This window comes from Ornithinimicrobium faecis (assembly GCF_023923225.1).
Classification (GTDB): domain Bacteria; phylum Actinomycetota; class Actinomycetes; order Actinomycetales; family Dermatophilaceae; genus Ornithinicoccus; species Ornithinicoccus faecis.
Map to the genome: position 1 here is coordinate 3,342,837 of NZ_CP099489.1, position 18,268 is coordinate 3,361,104.

The 18,268-nt window shown below is 67.7% G+C and carries 24 protein-coding genes and 1 tRNA gene; 10 read left to right on the forward strand and 15 right to left on the reverse strand.

Going from position 1 to position 18,268, the window contains the following annotated elements; translation table 11 throughout:
• Positions 1-43 precede the first annotated feature (43 nt).
• From NF556_RS15625 to NF556_RS15635, 3 genes are read left to right on the forward strand one after another with little or no spacing between them, the layout of a single operon-like run.
• Positions 44-1,243: a glycine C-acetyltransferase gene (locus NF556_RS15625; protein ID WP_252591954.1), complete on the forward strand. Its 1,200-nt coding sequence runs from the start codon at positions 44-46 to the stop codon at positions 1,241-1,243.
• A 12-nt stretch (positions 1,244-1,255) separates the two neighbouring features.
• Positions 1,256-1,885 carry a hypothetical protein gene (locus NF556_RS15630; protein WP_252591955.1) on the forward strand — a complete coding sequence of 210 codons (630 nt, stop codon included), beginning with the start codon at positions 1,256-1,258 and terminating at the stop codon, positions 1,883-1,885.
• Positions 1,882-2,841 carry a prephenate dehydrogenase gene (locus NF556_RS15635; RefSeq protein ID WP_252591956.1) on the forward strand — a complete coding sequence of 320 codons (960 nt, stop codon included), beginning with the start codon at positions 1,882-1,884 and terminating at the stop codon, positions 2,839-2,841. The genes NF556_RS15630 and NF556_RS15635 overlap by 4 nt, the downstream gene beginning before the upstream one ends.
• On the opposite strand, the gene NF556_RS15640 is transcribed toward NF556_RS15635, so the two are convergent.
• Positions 2,838-3,032 carry a hypothetical protein gene (locus NF556_RS15640; protein WP_252591957.1) on the reverse strand — a complete coding sequence of 65 codons (195 nt, stop codon included), beginning with the start codon at positions 3,030-3,032 and terminating at the stop codon, positions 2,838-2,840. The genes NF556_RS15635 and NF556_RS15640 overlap by 4 nt on opposite strands.
• Positions 3,033-3,043: 11 nt before the next feature.
• Positions 3,044-3,388, reverse strand: coding sequence for a DUF1905 domain-containing protein (locus NF556_RS15645; protein ID WP_252591958.1), 345 nt, complete (start codon positions 3,386-3,388; stop codon positions 3,044-3,046).
• A gap of 54 nt (positions 3,389-3,442) precedes the next feature.
• On the opposite strand from NF556_RS15645, the gene NF556_RS15650 reads away from it, so the two are divergent.
• The 3 genes from NF556_RS15650 to NF556_RS15660 are packed head-to-tail and all read left to right on the forward strand — an operon-like array spanning position 3,443 to position 6,108.
• Entirely contained in the window at positions 3,443-4,267 is an 825-nt protein-coding gene (locus NF556_RS15650; RefSeq protein ID WP_252591959.1) for an SGNH/GDSL hydrolase family protein, read from the forward strand.
• A gap of 9 nt (positions 4,268-4,276) precedes the next feature.
• Complete coding sequence (locus NF556_RS15655) at positions 4,277-4,864, forward strand: sugar O-acetyltransferase (RefSeq protein WP_425607002.1); 588 nt, start codon at positions 4,277-4,279, stop codon at positions 4,862-4,864.
• A complete protein-coding gene (locus NF556_RS15660) occupies positions 4,861-6,108 on the forward strand; it encodes an MFS transporter (RefSeq protein ID WP_252591960.1) in 1,248 nt (415 codons plus the stop codon). The genes NF556_RS15655 and NF556_RS15660 overlap by 4 nt, the downstream gene beginning before the upstream one ends.
• Here the strand turns inward: NF556_RS15660 and NF556_RS15665 are convergent.
• The 8 genes from NF556_RS15665 to NF556_RS15700 form a co-directional block, all read right to left on the reverse strand.
• Positions 6,105-6,506: a hypothetical protein gene (locus NF556_RS15665; RefSeq protein WP_252591961.1), complete on the reverse strand. Its 402-nt coding sequence runs from the start codon at positions 6,504-6,506 to the stop codon at positions 6,105-6,107. The genes NF556_RS15660 and NF556_RS15665 overlap by 4 nt on opposite strands.
• 45 nt (positions 6,507-6,551) lie before the next feature.
• Positions 6,552-7,292: a class I SAM-dependent methyltransferase gene (locus NF556_RS15670; RefSeq protein ID WP_252591962.1), complete on the reverse strand. Its 741-nt coding sequence runs from the start codon at positions 7,290-7,292 to the stop codon at positions 6,552-6,554.
• A 40-nt stretch (positions 7,293-7,332) separates the two neighbouring features.
• Positions 7,333-7,974, reverse strand: coding sequence for a hypothetical protein (locus NF556_RS15675; protein ID WP_252591963.1), 642 nt, complete (start codon positions 7,972-7,974; stop codon positions 7,333-7,335).
• Between the two features lie 42 nt (positions 7,975-8,016).
• Entirely contained in the window at positions 8,017-8,568 is a 552-nt protein-coding gene (locus tag NF556_RS15680) for a Uma2 family endonuclease (RefSeq protein WP_252591964.1), read from the reverse strand.
• A gap of 76 nt (positions 8,569-8,644) precedes the next feature.
• The gene (locus NF556_RS15685; RefSeq protein WP_252591965.1) at positions 8,645-9,109 is read right to left on the reverse strand and encodes a VOC family protein; all 465 of its coding nucleotides are present in this window, start codon (positions 9,107-9,109) and stop codon (positions 8,645-8,647) included.
• Between the two features lie 10 nt (positions 9,110-9,119).
• A complete protein-coding gene (locus NF556_RS15690) occupies positions 9,120-9,551 on the reverse strand; it encodes a helix-turn-helix domain-containing protein (protein ID WP_252591966.1) in 432 nt (143 codons plus the stop codon).
• A gap of 49 nt (positions 9,552-9,600) precedes the next feature.
• Entirely contained in the window at positions 9,601-10,635 is a 1,035-nt protein-coding gene (gene corA / locus NF556_RS15695; RefSeq protein ID WP_306270204.1) for a magnesium/cobalt transporter CorA, read from the reverse strand.
• Entirely contained in the window at positions 10,583-10,864 is a 282-nt protein-coding gene (locus tag NF556_RS15700) for a DUF3618 domain-containing protein (RefSeq protein WP_252591967.1), read from the reverse strand. Before NF556_RS15700 ends, corA begins: the two co-directional genes overlap by 53 nt.
• 78 nt (positions 10,865-10,942) lie before the next feature.
• Between NF556_RS15700 and bcp the strand changes: the two genes are divergently transcribed.
• Entirely contained in the window at positions 10,943-11,413 is a 471-nt protein-coding gene (bcp, locus tag NF556_RS15705; protein ID WP_252591968.1) for a thioredoxin-dependent thiol peroxidase, read from the forward strand.
• Between the two features lie 39 nt (positions 11,414-11,452).
• Here the strand turns inward: bcp and NF556_RS15710 are convergent, their stop codons facing one another.
• The gene (locus NF556_RS15710) at positions 11,453-11,881 is read right to left on the reverse strand and encodes a hypothetical protein (protein WP_252591969.1); all 429 of its coding nucleotides are present in this window, start codon (positions 11,879-11,881) and stop codon (positions 11,453-11,455) included.
• 58 nt (positions 11,882-11,939) lie between these two features.
• A complete protein-coding gene (locus NF556_RS15715) occupies positions 11,940-12,401 on the reverse strand; it encodes a hypothetical protein (protein ID WP_252591970.1) in 462 nt (153 codons plus the stop codon).
• Between the two features lie 89 nt (positions 12,402-12,490).
• Between NF556_RS15715 and NF556_RS15720 the strand changes: the two genes are divergently transcribed.
• Together NF556_RS15720 and NF556_RS15725 are read left to right on the forward strand one after the other, a co-directional pair.
• Positions 12,491-12,572 (forward strand) — tRNA-Leu (locus NF556_RS15720).
• Positions 12,573-12,870: 298 nt separating this feature from the next.
• Positions 12,871-13,545: a hypothetical protein gene (locus NF556_RS15725; RefSeq protein ID WP_252591971.1), complete on the forward strand. Its 675-nt coding sequence runs from the start codon at positions 12,871-12,873 to the stop codon at positions 13,543-13,545.
• 47 nt (positions 13,546-13,592) lie between these two features.
• Here NF556_RS15725 and NF556_RS15730 read toward each other — a convergent pair whose 3' ends face one another.
• Positions 13,593-14,033 (reverse strand): MarR family winged helix-turn-helix transcriptional regulator, encoded by a 441-nt coding sequence (locus NF556_RS15730; RefSeq protein ID WP_252591972.1) that lies wholly within the window; start codon positions 14,031-14,033, stop codon positions 13,593-13,595.
• Between the two features lie 67 nt (positions 14,034-14,100).
• Here NF556_RS15730 and NF556_RS15735 point away from each other — a divergent pair, with 67 nt between their 5' ends.
• Positions 14,101-14,685 carry a TIGR03086 family metal-binding protein gene (locus NF556_RS15735; protein ID WP_252591973.1) on the forward strand — a complete coding sequence of 195 codons (585 nt, stop codon included), beginning with the start codon at positions 14,101-14,103 and terminating at the stop codon, positions 14,683-14,685.
• A 506-nt stretch (positions 14,686-15,191) separates the two neighbouring features.
• On the opposite strand, the gene NF556_RS15740 is transcribed toward NF556_RS15735, so the two are convergent.
• The gene (locus tag NF556_RS15740; protein ID WP_252591974.1) at positions 15,192-16,283 is read right to left on the reverse strand and encodes an IS110 family RNA-guided transposase; all 1,092 of its coding nucleotides are present in this window, start codon (positions 16,281-16,283) and stop codon (positions 15,192-15,194) included.
• A gap of 287 nt (positions 16,284-16,570) precedes the next feature.
• Positions 16,571-18,061, reverse strand: a complete 1,491-nt coding sequence (locus tag NF556_RS15745; protein ID WP_289781757.1) for an HNH endonuclease signature motif containing protein — start codon at positions 18,059-18,061, stop codon at positions 16,571-16,573.
• Positions 18,062-18,268: the final 207 nt, after the last annotated feature.

Genomic DNA, 18,268 nt, shown 5'->3' on the forward strand with positions numbered 1-18,268 from the left:
CCCCGCGGAATGAGCGCAAAAGATATGAGCTGAGGAGAACACCATGTATGCCGTGCAGCAGGCTCTCGCAGGAGAGCTCCAGGAGATCCGGGACGCCGGTTTGTTCAAGGTCGAGCGCGAGCTCACCTCACCGCAGTCCTCCCACGTCACGACCAAGACGGCCGACGACCTGAAGGCGGAGGCGCTGAACTTCTGCGCCAACAACTATCTGGGTCTGGCCGACCACCCGGACGTCGTCGCGGCCGCGCACACTGCGCTCGACGAGTGGGGCTTTGGCATGGCCTCGGTCCGCTTCATCTGTGGCACGCAGTCCCAGCACCGCGACCTCGAGCGGACCATCGCCGATTTCGTCGGCACTGCGGACGCCATCTTGTTCCCGTCCTGCTTCGACGCCAACGGCGGCATCTTCGAGGTGCTCTTCGGCCCGGAGGACGCGATCATCTCTGACGAGCTCAACCACGCCTCGATCATCGACGGGGTGCGGCTGTCCAAGGGCCAGCGGTTCCGCTACAAGAACCGGGACATGGCTGACCTGCGCGCCCAGCTCGAGGCGGCCAAGGACACCCGCCGCAAGGTGATCGTCACCGACGGAGCGTTCTCGATGGACGGCTATCTCGCTCCGCTGGAGGAGATCTGCGACCTGGCCGACGAGTTCGGCGCGATGGTCATGGTCGACGACTCCCACGCCACCGGCTTCATCGGCGAGGGCGGTCGCGGCTCCCACGAGCACTGCGGGGTGATGGATCGCATTGACATCCTGACCGGGACGCTCGGCAAGGCCCTCGGTGGCGGGTCCGGTGGCTATGTGGCCGCCCACCAGGAGATCGTCGACCTGCTCAAGCAGCGGGCCCGTCCCTACCTGTTCTCCAACGCGGTCGCACCGTCGGTGGTCGCCGGCTCGGCCAAGGCCCTGGAGATCGCCCGCGACTCCGACGAGCCCCGGGCCCAGCTGCGTCGCAACGCCGAGCTGTTCCGGTCGCTGATGACCGAGGCTGGCTTTGAGCTGCTGCCCGGCGAGCACCCGATCGTGCCGGTCATGTTCCCCGGCGAGGACGGCGCCCGCAAGGCCTCCGAGATCGCTGATGCGATGCTCCGCGAGGGCGTCTATGTGATCGCCTTCTCCTATCCGGTCGTCCCCAAGGGCAAGGCGCGGATCCGGGTGCAACTGTCGGCAGCACACTCCGAGGACGACGTGCGCGCCTGCGTGGCAGCCTTCGTCGCCGCCCGCGACCAGGTCGGCTAGGCACCCTCACTCGTGAAGACCCTCGAAAGATATCTCCAGGACCGCCGGACCAGCAGCGTCGAGGACATCGCCTTCGGGCTGGCCACCCTCATCTTCGCAATTCTGGTCGTCAAGGTGCTCCCCCTGGTGGCGCACCTGGACCCCGTGCTGCAGATCCTCGGCTCAGCCCTCAGCCTGGCTGTGCTGGTGCGGCTGCTCGGCTGGGCCTTCCTGTGGGTGCGCAGCCGGCGGATCCGCGGCTCCTGGGTCTACCGCTCCAGCGCCGCCAACTGGGGTCTGGCCCGCATCAGTCTGACCGGATCAACACTGCGTTATGAGGTGCAGCTCTTCGAGACCTTGGCGGGCCTTCGCTCAGCGCTGGACGGTCAGCCCGTCAGCGACGGTGACTTCCTGGGCCACACCACCTCGACGTTCTGTGAATACGACGACCACCAGGTCAACATCCGTTATGAGGTCAGCCAGGCGTCCACCCGCTATGAGCCGCGCGCCGGCTTCCTGGTGCTGCGACCTGCGGGCCCCGAGGCAGGGCACCACATGGTCGGCTACTGGACCTCCACGAGCGGCACCGGCAGCGGGGAGATCTATCTGAGCCGGCCCGAGCGGATCGACGAGATCCATCACGCCGCGGAGAAGGACCAGTGACGCAGGTGCCCCCGCAGGTCAACTCCTGCGCGGTCGTCGGGCTGGGCCTGATCGGGGGCTCGTTCGCGCTGCGCATGCTGCAGCTGGGGGTGGCGGTGCACGGGTGGGACCCCGATGCCGAGACCCGCACGCAGGCCGCCGCGGCAGGGATTCAGATCGCCGAGACCATCAGCGCCCTCCCGCGCACGGACCTCGCCCTCCTGGCCGGTCCGACGAGCACCGTCGTCGATCAGCTGCGCCGCGGCGAGGTGCCGCAGGCCACGGTGCTGATCGATGCGTGCAGCGCCAAGGGCGTGATCGCCGACGCGGCGCTCGGGTCCGGGCTGACTCACCTGGTGCCGTGCCACCCGATGGCGGGCACCGAGCACAGCGGCTTCGCCGCGGCGCAGGCAGATCTGCTCACGGACGCCGTCTGGGCGATCACCCCAGTCCCCGGCAACGACCTTGAGAGCATCCACACGGCGCTCTCCACCGTGGTCGGTGCGTTCGAGTCCCGGGCCGCGCTGATCAGCCCGCAGGTGCACGACGAGGCCGTGGCGGCGGTCTCCCACGTGCCGCACGCGACCGGCCAGGCGCTGGTGCGCGGTGTGCTCCGCTCCGCCCACCCAGATCTGACAGCAGCCCTTGCTGCCGGGTCCTTCCGCGACGCGACCCGGGTGCTGCGCGGCGACGTGGACAAGACGGTCGAGTTGCTGACCCAGAACCGCGGCGCCGTGCTCGAGCAGCTCGCGGCTCTCACCGAGGACCTCAACCACCTGCAGTCACTGCTCTCGGATGAGCAGGACGACGCCGTGCACGACTGGTTTGCCCACGCGCCAGAGGTAGGGGCCGGCGAGCGTTCGCTGCCGCTGGACTCCGGGGCCGACCTGGCGGAGTTGCTAGAGGCCGGAGCCGAGGGCTATCTCGTCACCGGGCTTGGCGCCCAACTCACCCTGGTGCGGCCCACAAGCAGCTAGCGAGCGTTGGAGTCTGGCCGACCGGGGTCGGCGTGCCACGCGATGTGCCCGTCCTGGCCCTCAAAGGCCACGAGCGCCCCGCACGCCCTGCAGACCGGCATCCTCGGGCCGCGATCGCTGAGCGTGAACTCTGGGCGCAGCGGTGGGCTCGTGAGACCGAAGAAGGACCGTGCAGAGTTGACCAGAGACATGGACGGCATCCTCACACGGGGCGCTGGGTCAGGTTCATTCGGGCCGTGATCACCTCGCCCGGCTCGATGCCGGCCGCACGGCGGACAGCCACCCGCAACGGGAGGAGATAGCGCCCGTCCTTGGGGAACAGTGCTGTGCTGAAGTCGGTCTGCCCGATCCGCACCTCAACGGCCACCTGGCCCCAATACTCCAGGCCGCGTGCCGCCTCCTTGATGTCCTCACTCTCCTCAACCGGGATGTCGAGGAACCAGAACGGTGCGGGACCGCGCCACTCGATGACCGGACCGGTGCAGGTGAACTCCACCCGACAGTCATACCGGAACACCAGGATGCCGTCCACCGTGCGCACCGCCATCCGGCGTGATGAGACCCTGTTCACCCACCCGCGCGAGCGATACGCTGACTGTTCATGAAACCCACCCGGACAATGACGTCCCTGGCAGCCGTGACTGCCCTGCTGTTCCCGCTCGCAGCTCTCACCGCGCCAGCCTCGGCGGCACCGCCATCCTTCACCTACGACGCCATCGGTGACTCCTACGCCGCCGGCTCCGGAGCTCCTGATGGCGCCGCGTATGCCGAGGTGCTGGACGGCCGGATGCGCATCGCCCTCGATGACTTCGCCGCGGTCCCCGGCGCGACGGCCGGCCCGTCTGGCAACAGCCTGGAGGCTCAGCTCGGTGCTCTCGATGCCGACACCGACCTGGTGACGCTGACCATCGGCGGCAACGACATTCCGTGGAGCCAGACCGTGACGGTGTGCCTTGCGACCGCTGACGCGATCTGCCTGGCCACCATCGCCGGTGTCGAGGCGCAGATCCAGACCGCGCTGCCGGCCGTGCTGGACGCCGCCTACGCCCAGGTGGCCGACGCTGCCCCTGAGTCGCACGTCGTGGTCACTGGCTACGCCCACCTGTTCTCCCCCGACGCCGGGGCGTATGAGGTGCCCCTGACACCCGAGCTGACCCTGCAGATGTCGGTCGTTGAGCAACAAGCCGCCAACGATGCGGCTGACCTGCTCAATGCGGTCATCGCCGAGCGAGCTGAGGCCCACGGCTTCGACTTCGTGGACATCACGTCGCGTTTCGCCGGCCACGGTGCCAACGCCGACGACCCGTGGGTGCACGGCGTCGTCCCGACCAGTCCCGGGGAGTCCTTCCACCCCAACGCCAGGGGCTACCGTGCCCACGCCGCGGCGCTGACCGCCGACATCAACCCCAGGGACCTGCGCGGCTAGCCTGGGGCGGTGACCGAACACTTCCGAGGCGATGACCGCAGCAACTACGAGCGCATGGTTGCCGGAGACCTCTACATCGCCGACGACCCGAGGATCGAGACCGAGGGACGCCGCGCCATCGAGTTGGCCGCCGACTACGGCACGGCCTATCTGGAGGACGTCGAGGCGGCTCAGCTGGTGCTCACGGAACTCGTCGGCGAACTCGGCGAGGGCGTCCACATTCGGCCACCGCTCTACGTTGACTACGGCCGCAACCTCACCATCGGCGAGGGCACCTTCATCAACTTCGGGCTGACGGCGCTCGATGTCGCGTCGATCACGATCGGCAAGGACTGCCAGATTGCCACCCACGTGCAACTGCTGACTGCCTGGCACCCGGTGGAGCCGGGCCCGCGCCGAGCCGGTCTCGAGGCAGCCTCCCCCATCACCATCGGCGACAACGTCTGGATCGGCGGCGGCGCGATCGTGCTCCCGGGCGTCAGCATCGGTGACAACTCGGTGATCGGCGCTGGTGCTGTCGTGACCAAGGACGTCCCGGCCAACGTGGTCGCGGTCGGCAACCCGGCGCGCGTGATCAAGACTTTCGATGCACCGTGACCACACCGGCTGAGCACCCAGGGCCGGACCACTCGGGGCCGGACCACTCGGGGCACGCCCGGCCTATCGGCCCGGCGTTCGCGCTCGTCGCGGCGATCCTGATTGCGATCAACCTGCGCCCCGGTGCCTCCTCGGTGGGTCCGGTGCTGGAGGAACTCACCGCTGGGCTCGGCATGAGCACTGCCGTGGCCGGGTTCGTGACCGCGCTCCCTGGTCTGTGCTTCGGTGCGGTTGGCGCGATTGCCGTGCTCGTGGCCCGACGCATCGGCATGACGACGGGCATCGTCCTCGGTCTGGTCTCCGTGGTCCTGGGGCTGATCGTGCGGGCCACCGTCGACAACACCGCAGCTTTTCTGGCCCTGACCACGCTGGCCCTTGGGGGCGCGGCGATCGGCAACGTGCTGGTGCCCGCCTGGATCAAGCGACAGCCACGTGACGTCCGGCTCATGACGGCCTACAGCGTGGGGTTGACTGCTGGTGGAGCCCTGGCCTCCGCCCTGGTCGCCCCGATCAGTTCAGGCTCGAGCCTGGGCTGGCGCGCAGGCCTGGGGGTGTGGGGGCTGCTCGCCCTCGCCGCCGTCGTCCCATGGACCGTCATCGCACTGCGAGAGCGCAAGACGCCTGGGGGACGCGGCAGCCGGAGCCGCACGGACCACGCCGGGCGGATCTATCGCTCCCCCAGCGCGATCGCACTCGCCGTGATCCTCGGCGTCCAGTCGATGAACGCCTACATCCAGTTCGGTTGGCTCCCGCAGATCTATCGGGATGCCGGCCTGTCGGCCGGCTACGCCGGTCTGCTCATGTCGCTGCTCACGTCGCTGACCCTGATCGGTGCGCTGATCATGCCCACTGTGATCGCCCGCTCTCCCTCGCTGCACCCGTGGATGTATGCGTTCGGCGCGCTGCTGATCATCGGGAACGCCGGGTTGCTGCTGGCTCCGGCGACCCTGCCCTGGCTCTGGGCGGTGATCCTGGGCGCGTCCGGTTTTGCCTTCCCGACCGCGATCGCGCTGATCACCGCGCGGACCCGCGACCCGCAGGTCACTGCCCGGCTGTCGGGGTTCGTGCAACCCCTGGGTTACATGTTCGCAGCGATCGGTCCGTTCGTCGTCGGCCTGATCTACGAGGCGACCGGCACCTGGACCATCGTCCTGATCCTGCTCATGGCCAGCGGCGTCGTGCTCACCCTGGCCGGGCTGCGAGTCTCCCGACCCGCCTGGGTGGACGACGAGCTCGGCGCCTAGCCTCGGGACTGGAGCAGGTCCAGCACCTGGTCGAGTGTGCTCTGGATCGAGTCGAACCGGCCGTCGTGATCGACCAGTTTGCTCTCGATGGCCTCGAACCTGCCGTCGTGACTGACCAATGTCCTCTCGATCGCCTCGAACCTGCCGTCGATCGCCTCGAACTTGTTGTCGATGGCGTCAAACCTGCCGTCGATCGCCTCGAACTTGTTGTCGATCGCCTCAAACCTGCCATCGATCGCCACAAGCCTGTTGTCGAGACCGTCCACCTTGGTCTCAAGCGAGGCAACGTGGTTGGTGAGCTGCACCTGGGTCTTCGAGATGTCTGTCAGCATGTCGTAGATGTCGTGCACGTCGTTGTCCAGCTGGCGGACTTTCTTCTCGATCTCCGACGTCGTCATCCCCCGACTCTAGATCCATCGACGGCAACAAACTAGGCGCTGCTCTCAATCTGTGGATAACGGGCGGCGCGCACGCACCAGCCAGCCGCGCCCCGGCGCATACGGCAGGTCCCCGACCTGCACGCCCTCGAACCCGGCCGCGACCAACGAGGACTCGAACTCCTCCTGGGACCGGAAACGCAGCGTCGAGGCGGACACCACATCGCTCCCGCCCGGGAACTCGTTGTGCGCGGTGAAACTGACCAGCAGCGGGTCCTCGCGCACGTCGGTCACCTCCATCCACTCGGTCAACGGGCCCAGCCCGGGCACGTCCGTGGTCGCGCGCGTGCTCTCCGGGGTCCAGCCCTCCCACCCGCGCACGGCCGGCACCCGGCTCTCGAAGGCCAGGTGCCCGCCAGGTCGCAGTGCCGCGTGGACCGCCTCGAGGGTCTGCGCCCAGGCATCATCGGTGAGGAAGACCTGGGCGACGTTCGCCGTCATCGTGGCGAGGTCCACCTGCAGCGGCGGCAGCGCCGTGGCGTCACCGTGCACCCAGGTGACGTGCTCGGCATACTCCTTGCCCCGGGCCACGTCCAGGCTGGCACCCGCCGGGTCGACCCCAGTCACCTCGATCCCTCGCTGCGCCAGCAGTATGCCGAAGGTGCCGGTCCCGCAGCCGACGTCCAGCACCGATCGGGCACCGATCTCGTCGGCGACGGCCAGGTAGGTGTCCAGGTCACTGCGGTCGGGGTCGAGGATGTCGTAGAGCGGGGCGAGGCGTGGGTCGTCAAACTCGGCGTCGGGCATGGGGGCGACGGTATCCCCGTGGTCGGGCAGCCGCGAGCGGTTATTGCGACGGCGGGGGCGGTGGAGGAGGACCACCCTGATAGCCGCCCTGTTGGTAACTGCCCTGGCCATAACCGCCCGGCCCACCAGTCAGCGCCCGCTTGCGCTCGCCGCGGCCGAGGAACCACAGGATCGCTCCGATGATGACGAGGAGCCCGCCCACGAGAATGCCGCCGATGCCCGCCAGGACCCCGAAGATGCCGCCGATCGTGCCGGCCACGTCCAGCGACGGACCGATCAACGTCCTGGGGCCCTCACACGCGACCTGGTGCTCGCCAGCCTGATCCGCAGTGAAGTTGCCCACGTTGACGTAGGTCGTGTCACCGCTGGTCCCCTCGACGGTGGAGTTGCGGCTGAGACTCAACTCCTGCCCATCGGGGCCGGTCACCGTGCAGACCGCTTCCTCGCTGCCCTGCTCCACCTGATAGATCGTGCGCTCGTCGCCCGCCTGCAGGGTGATCGACTTGCTCCCGTCGATCGGTGTGGCGTCGGACACCGCATCGGAGATCGCGTTGAAGGACATCATCCCGGTGATGATCGCCAGGGCCAGGGAGCCGAGCCCGATGACGATCCCGATCCAGAACGTGATCGCCCCGGTTCTGCGCTTGCCGTGACCGGGGAGAGGACCAGCGATGTCCGACATGGGCGCAAGGCTAGACCCAGCCGTGCCTCGAGGGCGACCCGGTCAGTCGGGCGGGCTGACCAAGTCGGCCGGGACCACCTCAACGGGGAACGGCAGCTCGAGCCGTGCGGAGCCCGTACCGCTCACCTGCGCAGCGGCAACGTAGTGACGGTCCACCAGGTCCAGCGCCTCGAACGACGGCTCCGCGGGGTCGACGATCCAGTAGGCACTGACCCCGGCCTCCTCGTAGCGCGACCGTTTCAGTGTGCGGTCCTTGCGGCTGGTCGAGGGCGAGAGCACCTCAACGGCGAGCACGAGCGCCGCGCCGATGTCCCCGTCGCGGACGTCGTCGTTGCGGACCACGAGCACGTCCGGCTGGAGTGAGGTGAGCCGGTCCGGACGCCAGTCGAGCGGCGCAAAGAAGACCTCGAATCCTCGGGGGCAGGCCGCGAGCAGAAGCTGATAAAGCCGACCAACTGCCCGTTGGTGCCACATCGTCGGAGCCGGGGTCACGAGGAGCGCCCCATCGAGCAGTTCATACTGCAGCCCGTCGTCCGGCAGCCGGTCGACGTCGTCGACCGTCCACTCCCCGACCACTCGTGGCAGCGCCGTCATGACACCCATGGTCCCGTTCGCACCGGATCCTGTCGACTGGCCGTCCCACCCCTCGGGCCAGCCGGGCCGGCACATCTCAAGCGCCGGCGTCGGCGTCACCCTCGCTGCTGGCCAGCGGGGTCTTGAACCGGATCATGTTGCCGGCCGGGTCGCGGAAGGCGCAGTCCCGCACGCCATAGAACTGGTCCGCCGGCTCCTGCAGCACCTCGGCTCCGCTGCCCAGCACCTTCTCGAACAGCGCATCCACGTCACCGACCTCGAAGACCAGCGAGGAGAGCACGCCCTTGGCCATCAGGTCAGCCACAGAGCTCTTGTCGTCCTCGCTCATCGGCACGCCGAAAGCCTTGTAATCCTGGATCACGATCTCGATCTCCGGCTGCCCCGGTGGCGTGAACGTGAGCCAGCGGTAGTCGCCCTGTGAGACGTCCTGGCGCACGTCCAGACCGATGGCATCGCGATAGAAGGCCAGGGCGGCGTCGACGTCGTCGACGATCACGAAGCAGTTGTTGAGGATGGGTGAGGTGGGGTTCTTGTCGCTCATGCCCACAACGTTAGGACCCCGCAGAGTCCTCGCGCTTCTCCGATCCTGACCGTCCTCGCACCGGCCGGGTCGCGTGCTTGACGAAGCAGCCCGGGATGCCGACCAGGCCCTCGTGGTCGCGGGCCCGATAGGCACTCGGGCTCTCCCCCACCAACTCAGAGAACCGGGCGCTGAACGACCCGAGCGAGGTGAACCCGACGGCCATGCAGACATCGGTGACGCTCTGATCGCCGAAGCGGAGCAGTGCCATCGCCCGCTCGACGCGGCGCGTCATCAGCCAGGAGTAGGGCGTCTCACCGAACGCCTCCTTGAAGCTGCGCTGGAAGTGCCCCACCGACATGAGCGCCTCGGTGGCGAGGCGCGGGACGTCGAGCGGCTCGGCATACTCCCGATCGATCAGGTCACGGACCCGGCGCAGCCGGATCAGGTCCTCGCGCTCCACCGGCTCAGGATGCCAGAGACAACGGACGTATGCCGTGGGGCTGGCTTCCTCAGAGCCAGCCAGACTTCTTGAACGCCCGATAGAGCACCACGCAGACCAGCGCCATGAACGCGATCACCACGGGATAGCTGAAGGTCCAGTGCAGCTCGGGCATGACGTCGAAGTTCATGCCATAGATGCCAGCCACCATGGTGGGCACCGCTGCCATCGCCACCCAGGCCGAGATCTTGCGCATGTCGTTGTTCTGCTGGATCGAGATCTGGGCCAGGTGCGCGTTGAAGATGTCGGCGAGCAATCGGTCATAGGTCTCGACGTGGTCGGCGACGCGCAGCAGGTGGTCGCTGACGTCGCGGAAGCGCAACCGCAGCTCGGCCGACGTGATGGGGCTCCCCTCACTGGCCAGCCAGGCGACCGGTTGGGTCAGCGGTGCTGCGGCCCGGCGGAACTCCAGCACCTCACGCTTGAGCCGATAGATCGAGCCGGAGTGCGCCGTGTCGTTGCTGCCAAAGACCGACTCCTCGATCTCGTCCAGGTCGTTGGCGACCTCCAGGTCGATCTCCAGATAGGTGTCGACGACGACATCCAGGACCGCGTGGAGCACCCCGTCTGCGCCCTCTGCCGCGAGCTGCTCCGGGCTCGCCTCGAGCAGGCGACGCACCGAGGACAGTGGTGCGACGTCACCGCGTCGCACGGTGACGACGAAGTGGTCGCCGACAAAGATCATGATCTCGCCGGTCTCGATGTCCGAGCTGGCCTCGACATAGGCGAGCGTCTTGATGGCGGCGAAGATCGTCGACCCATAGCGCTCGATCTTGACGCGCTGCCGACCGGAGACCGCGTCCTCGACAGCCAGCGGGTGCAGGCCCAACTCGTCGTTGACCTCTGCGAACTCGTCGTCGGTGGGGTCTTTCAGCCCGATCCACAGGAAGTCGTGGGGGCCGCCGGCCCGGACGGTGGCCAGATCGTCGCTGAGGTCGCCGCACTCGTGCCGGACGCCCGCGCGATAGACCGCCCGGTCGACGATCAGGGCGTCACCCCTTGTGGAAGACGCGCCGGGCCAGGCCCAGCACGATGGCGACTCCAGCGACGGCGATCAAGCCGGTGGCGAGGCGGTCATAGCGCGGTTCACCGGTCGGGGTGAAGGCCGCGTCGTTGGCCTTGGCCTTCAGCGCGACAATCTGCCGGCGCTTGAGCTCCGCGGGGCTGACGCGGAAGGCCAACTCATCCACGGTGCGGGTGAGCCGCTCGCGAGTCGCGGACAGCTCAGCCTCAATCTCCTTCTGGGAGCGAGTCGGAGCCTTCTTGTCGGCCATCTCTGCACGCCTTTCGCTGGTGAGCACGGTCGCCTGAGACGATAACGCAGAACAGCCCCCAAGACCTCAGGAGAGCACATGTCCCGCCTCGAGCCCGGCCAGCAGGCACCACAGTTCACTCTGCCCGACGCAAACGGCAACGAGGTGTCGTTGAGCGACTTCGCCGGCCGCAAGGTGATCATCTACTTCTATCCCGCCGCGATGACCCCCGGTTGCACCACCCAGGCCTGCGACTTCCGCGACAACCTGGCCGTCCTGGAGCAGCACGGTTATGCCGTGCTCGGGGTCTCCCCCGACTCCCCCGAGAAACTGGCCAAGTTCACCGACAAGGAATCCCTGACCTTCCCGGTGCTGGGCGATGAGGACAAAGCCGTGCTCACGGCATACGGCGCCTTCGGGGAGAAGAAGCTCTATGGCAAGACCGTCACCGGCGTGATCCGCTCGACGATCGTGGTCGACGAGCAGGGCGTGGTGGAGCTGGCGAAATACAACGTCAAGGCGACCGGTCACGTGGCGATGCTGGCCAAGGCCCTCAACGTCAGTCTCTGACCAGCGGCCGTATGCCGTGGGCAGGCTGGGCCCGTCACCTCACGGGGCGACATCAGCCAGGTCGGCACAGGCTCCCTGCCCCTGCTCGATCACCGTCGCGAAGTCCACGTCCGCGCCCAGCATCTGCTGGAGCGTGTCGTCCAGGTCGGTGTAGGTGGGGTCCTCTTCAGCGGCCAGGGTGGCCAGCGTCCTGGCCGCCACGAGCCGCTCAGCGGTGGGCGTCAGGTCCTCCTTGCTCCCATCCAGGAACTCGGGGTCGACGCCATCCAGGAACCCGCAGGCCAGCGATCCCAACCGCGCTCCGGAGTGATCCTCCTCGGCCCCGAGCAGCCCGTGGGAGCGCAGCAGCAGGAAGGTCAGCACCGCCACCACGACCGTCAGCACAGCAGTCAGCGCCTTCCACGGTTGCGAGCCCGCCCCGGGCCGTGGTGGCGTGACCCCTGTGGGTTCGAGGCTGAAGTCACTCACGGGCCCGGCCGACATTCCATGGGCGCGGCCGACATTCTCTGGGCGCGGCGCAACCGCCTCACTCCTCCGCGGGGAAGCGGTTGGAGCAGGTCGACCTGGCCAGGTCCAGCGCCTCGTGGAACTCCGGGCTGTCCATGCTGAAGGACCGGGCCTGGGCCTGCCCCGGTCCCTGCAGGTGCTCGGCGAAGTTCTCGAAGGACGCGTCCTGCTCCTCGGCCATCAGGCCCAGGACGCCAGCCGCGCTGAGCCGCAGTTGCATCACGTAGGCCTCGTCGCTGGCCATCTCATCATCGGGGACGGCCACCACCTCGCCCAGGACGTCACAGGCCAGCGCTCCCGTGGACTCCGCCGTGGCTGTTGGCGATTCTTCTGCCTCGGCCTCCTCGGCCGGGCGGAGCAGCAGGAAGGCCAGCACGGCACAGGCGATGGCCAACAGGGCGGCCAGCACCTTCCAGGCGGCACTGCCGCTCGCGCGAGGAGCCGGCGTGGCTCCAGTCGGTTCCAGTTGCAGATCACTCACGTGGACCCCTCCGTCGTGTCCCCGGACCACGGCGTCCCGGAACTGGTTGCGCCCTGATTCTAGGCGGGGCACTACGATCGGGGGCGCATGCGCTCGTGGTGGAATTGGCAGACACGCAGGATTTAGGATCCTGTGCCTTCGGGCGTGCGGGTTCAAGTCCCGCCGAGCGCACTGAGTGCAGGGTCAGCTTGCTGAGCGATCGGCTGCGGTTGGCCTGACTCGCCGGACACGCTCTGCGGTTGGCCTGACTCGACGGGCACGCTCGCGGCGCGGAACACCGTTCTGATGCGCGACGGGCCGGCTCGCGAAGTCCGACCCGTCACGCACCGGGACCCTCGCCAGAGGGTTATCCGGGCCCCATCCCGATGTGCTCAGGAGTCCTCCCGCGGAGGTGAGGACATCTGAATTATGCCGGATCGACGCCAGAATTTGCATCTCATCGGGACTTCTAGAAGTGTGATCTTCGCCTATGACACTCCTACCGCCCAGCGATTACCCGTGGCCCGAGTCCCCGCACTCCGGCCTCCTCACCCGACCCCACGTGCTCACGGAGAGCGAGTTGGTCGACGGAGACGTGCCCCCGGATCTGAGTGACCGCACCCCCGTGGCAGCCGTCGGGTCCAACGCCTCTCTCACCGTTCTGCGCAACAAACTGGGCCCGTTGTTGCAGACCGGGCTGCCCATTGCCGTGGCCGAGGTCGAGCGGTTGGCGGTGGGTCACTCCGGGCACGTGAGCATCCGTGGTTACATCGCGGCGGCTCCCTTCGTCCGCGACGCATCGCGTGACGGCAACGCATCTCGCCCCGTGACGCTGGCCTGGTTCGACCAGGCTCAGTTAGCGGCCATCGACGCGACCGAGCCCACCTATCGGCGCATCGTGCTCCCCGACATGATGCCCTGCCTGCTCCACGGTGCACCCCTCGCCGGCGTCGAGGTCTACGAGTCGCGGCACGGCGTGCTGGGTGAGGAGGGGGAACCTCTCGAGCTCCTCAGCCAGGCCGACGTCCGGGCGTGGCTCGCTCACCGTCTGCCCACGACGGTTGCTGCTGATCTGGATCACGCACAGTTCGCCGACGCTGACCGGCGAGAGCAGGTGCGCCTGGCACTCATCGAGGCGGGGCTGGTGGTTCCCTCCGGCTTCTGACCCGGAGACTCACCACTCGCGGTCCTTCCGCGCCACCCCTGACGTGGTCAGCTCGCTGACGCCTGCCGACGCTCCGTCATCAGGGTGCTGATCCGACCCGCGAGTCGGTCGAGCTCGTCACGCTCAGCCTGCGTGAGACCGGCCAGGATCTCGTCCTCGCCGCGGTGGATGTCTGCCCTGATCGTCCGCATCACCCTCAGTCCCGCAGGGGTGATCAGCAGGGTGTTGGCCCGCCGGTCAGCGGCGCGCTCCCGCGTCAGCAGCCCCTTCTCCTGCAGGGTGTCGATGTCGGCGATGATCCGGTTGCGGCTGTAGCCCAGCATCGCTGCGGCCTCCGCCTGGTTCAGACCCGCACGGGCTGCCGCCACCGACAGCACGGCGTATTGCCACATGCTCACACCCTGCGCGGCCGCCGCCTGATCCTCGTTGCGCCGCAACTCCTTGGTGAACGTGAGCAGTTGTCCCAGCAGGTCGCGACGGTCCGTCATAGTCGTTCAACCTAGCCAAATAATACCCCTATTGCAATCATCACTCCATGGTGATTATTATCAACTCATGATCACTACGCACAGCCTGCTCTCGCAGCACGCAGAGGCGATGCACACCGCGACCACGTATGTCAGCCAGGTCCGACAGAGCGACCTCGTGCGGCCAACCCCGTGCTCAGACTGGGATCTTGCTGCTCTGCTGGCTCACATGGTCGGGCAACACCGCGGCTTCACGCGGGCCGCTCAGAACGGTTACGCCCCCAAGAGGGCCTACGCCCCCGAGCGGTTCACCCACGAGCGCTGGCTCGATTCCGCGTTCGGCCTCCTCGGTGCGTTCGCCGGCGCGAACCCGGAGGACGGCATCATCGAGGTCGAGCTGCACCCCACCCGGCTGCTGCCCTACGCGACGGTCGTTGGAGCCCAACTGCTCGACACGGTGGTCCACACCTGGGACGTGGCTCGCTCGATCGACATGCCCTTCACACCGACGGACGAGCTCGCGGCCGAGGTGCTGCGCGTCGCCGAGACTGTGCCGGACAACGCTGCTCGCAAGCGCCGGGGGTCAGCGTTCTCTCCGGCCATCACGGCAGATCCGGTGGACTCGACTTGGGAGGAGGCCCTGAGGCTTCTCGGCCGCGACCCCCATCTGTGATCCTGCGTGGAGCGTGGCCTCGTCCTCGCTCCGCCCATCCGGCCCGCCTGGGCGATGTCTGCCCGCTGGTGCAGTGGCTGGGCATGCCTGTGGGCCCGGCCGCGGTGGCCGGGCTGCGGGGCAGGGTCCTCACACGTGCCAGGTCACGACAGACCCGGACACGGTCGCCATCAGGTCTTTCTGGTGCACTGATATGGAGTGGCCTGTTGTCAAGTGGCAGGGTGAGGCGCCCGTCCCGGTTTGGCGTGGTTGGGGCGGGCGCCTCGTTGCTGTCTGCTGGGTTGCCGACGTTCGCTGGTGAGCGTGTCGTTGGCGACGCGCGGTCTGACTGATATGCGCGGGTTGGGTACCGCAAGACGATGTTTCGGCAGGAGCGGGACCGCGTGTCTAACATCGAGCGTCACAAAGGCCCACGGGGGGTCTTTGCTGCTCATAGTGCGGGCGCGGGTCCGCTCCACGCGCTGCTACCAGCGGTTCGGTATTAGCAGATCAGCAGTTCGTGGGGGCTATTCGTCGAGCACCGCCAGGGACCAGCACCAGCCGGCGAGCTCGCGGGCGATGGCGACGTTGGCGATGGTGGGCTTCTTCTTCCGCTCGATGAAGGTCACCCATCGGGCGTGCAGCCGCCGGTTCCCGGCGTCACCGCGGGCCCGCGCAGCTGCGGGGGCCAGGTCCCACCGGTCCAGCATGGTCTTGCCGATCCGGTACCTGGGCTGGTGGTGCCAGGCAGCCTCGACCAGCATCCGCCGCACGTGGGTGTTGCCGGTCTTGGTGATCGGCCCCTGGGAGCGGGAGTTGCCCGAGGAGTGCTCGGAAGGTACCAGTCCGACGAAGGAGCCGATGGTCTTGCCGGTGAACCGGTGCCAGTCACCGATCTCGACGGCCAGGGCGAACCCGGTCAGCGTGGCGATGCCCCGCAGGCAACACAGTCGTCGCACCACGGGGGTGAACTCACTGTCGGCGGCTAACTCCTCGATGTGGACATTGAGGCGGTCCCGGCGGGCCAAGGTGGTCAGGACGTTGTCGTAGTTGGCGTCGAACGTCAGCCGGGTCGCCCGGGTGCTCAGCCCAGCGAAGGCCTCGGTGCGTAGCCAGGCGTCGTGCTTGCCGGTCCACGCGGACCCGCCGGAGTAGACGATGCCGTAGCGCAGGAGCAGTTTGGACAGCCGGTGCCGGGCCGTCATCAGGTCACCACGGGCGTCTTCGCGGGCCCGGGTCAGGTCCCGGGCCGCTTCCTGGTCCACCGTCGGGATCGCCACCGAGCTGATCTCATCCAGGCGTAGCAACCTGGCCAGGTGGACCGCGTCCCTGGCGTCGGTCTTGACCCGGTCGCCAGAAGGCCTCTGCAACCTTGACGGGGCAGCGACCTCGCACCGGATCCCGGCCGAGCTCAACGCACGGTACAGGTCGAACCCGGTCGGGCCGGCCTCATACGTCACCGCGACCGGGCCAGGCAACGCCTTGAGCCAGTCGGTGATCTGCTTCTTACCAGGGGAGAGTCTCGCCTGGATCAGCTCGCCCGTCTCGCCGTCGATCGCCGCTGCAGCGACAGATCTGGCGTGCACGTCGAGCCCAACACTCGTACGCTCGGTAAACACCGGGGCCTCCCACAATTGTCGGATAGGCCGAGCAAGCAGTCCTTGCTCGGTAACCCACGAATCTTGTGCGTGGGGCCCCGGCCCGCAACCCCGCCTTGAGGAACAGCTCCTCGATACCCGGCCCTGGCGCCGTCGCGTAGGAGAGTGTCAACGTGGAGCACGCGCAGCGCAGCGAGCATGAACGACGTTGACACCGACCAGCGACGACGCACGATCAAGGCCATCGAGGAACGAGGTACGGTTCCCGAACAGGGCTTAGTTCGGTACGGCGCCCAACAAAAAGTGGGTCACTCCATACCGTCTAATGTGTGATGTCGTGGACAGAGGAGGACCAGGACAGCGATGTCAGTGTTGCCATCGCGACACCACCACACCAGGTGGTGGCTGTCGCACCAAGTCCCCGGGATCGAACACCCCGGATACGTACATTTCTGGTCTCTGACCAGCAACGACTTGAACTGCCCCGGCGTCGCTAACCTCACCGTTCGGCCCAGGTTCAATGGCTCGCCATACTCCCCCAACGCGATCGGAGTCACGTCCCCGATACACGCGAACCGCCCCACCTGCTGAGCATCCAACACCTGACCCAACGCCGTCACCCCAGCACCCACCGGCTTGCCGGTCGCCGGATCCGCCTTCACCGTGATCATCACCGACGCCCGACCACTACTCGGCGGGGCACCCGGGTTCGACAGGCCACGGTTAACCACCATCACCAACGCATCAAACTTCCGCTGCCCCGGCGAACGCATATCCATCTCAGCGCCGTCCTCAATCGGCTCCGGCGCCGCCAACGGACCGTTCAACACACCCTCCAACAACGCCGCATCCCCCTGCGGGGCATCGACCGTGAACCGCGTCAACCCATTCCCCAACGGACGACGAGACACACACCGCAACGACTGCGCCGTCCGCTCCCGCTCCTCTTTCGGCTTCTCATCCAACAGGCGTTGGAGCAGCTCCTGGCACACCACCTCCAGGTCCCTGTCGCTGATCTCCTCATCCGCAGCCGCGTTAGTGGCGATGTCGGCATACTCGGCCTGCTCGACCGGCCCCAGGCTCGAGGCCAACCGGGTGATCGTCTTCGCGACCTTCGCACCCCGGTGCACCGCAAGCTCCCCCGCGGCCACCCGGGCCAGCAGCGCCTTGCCCCAGTGCCTCTCCCCAGCCCTGACAATGGTGCGGATCTGACCAGCCTCCGTCACCGACAGCCACGGGCACCGCACCCGCAGCCAGTCCACCAACGACAGTCCCACCGCAGTGTGCAAGCCCCGCGTCGACGCCTCCGCCGCCAGGGCCACCCCGGCACCATCCAACTTCGCCCGCACCTGCCCCACGACCTCCAACGCGTCAATGACACCCGGGTCGAAAACCGACACCAACTCCGACGGCCCCAAACCCCCAACACGCCCCACCGCGCTACACGCGGCCGCCAACCCGTCCGAGAGGACCTCCGCCGCCGACACCGACCCCTGCTCCACCAGGACCTGGTCCAACTCGGCCTGCAGCGACCACCACTCAAACGAGTCCATGTCGCCATCCACCGGCTCACCTGCCGTCCCCGTCGAGACGGTCGCCTCACGCTCCCGCGCGACCCACGCCTCACGCTCCCGCGCGACCCACGCCTCACGCTCCCGCGCGACCAACGCCTCACGCTCCTGCGCGAACAACACCGCCAGCTCTGCATCCGACACCGGCACACCCCCAGGCAACGACGCGCGGCCATCCTGGCCGAGGACCTCGTCCCCGACCACCACCGTCGCGTCTGCCTGCTTCATACAAACGATCTAAACACCCACCACCGACAGAGCACCTGACCAGCACAAACGCCATCCCGCACCGTCCGAGCCATGATGGAGGCTGGGGAACCGACACGGTCGAGCCCTCGCTCGGCCTGGCACCACTGCTGGTCCCGAGACCGTCGACCCAGATGACTGCACAAACGACGGCACATCGCCTGCCCCGCATTTCGGGGCAGCCAATAG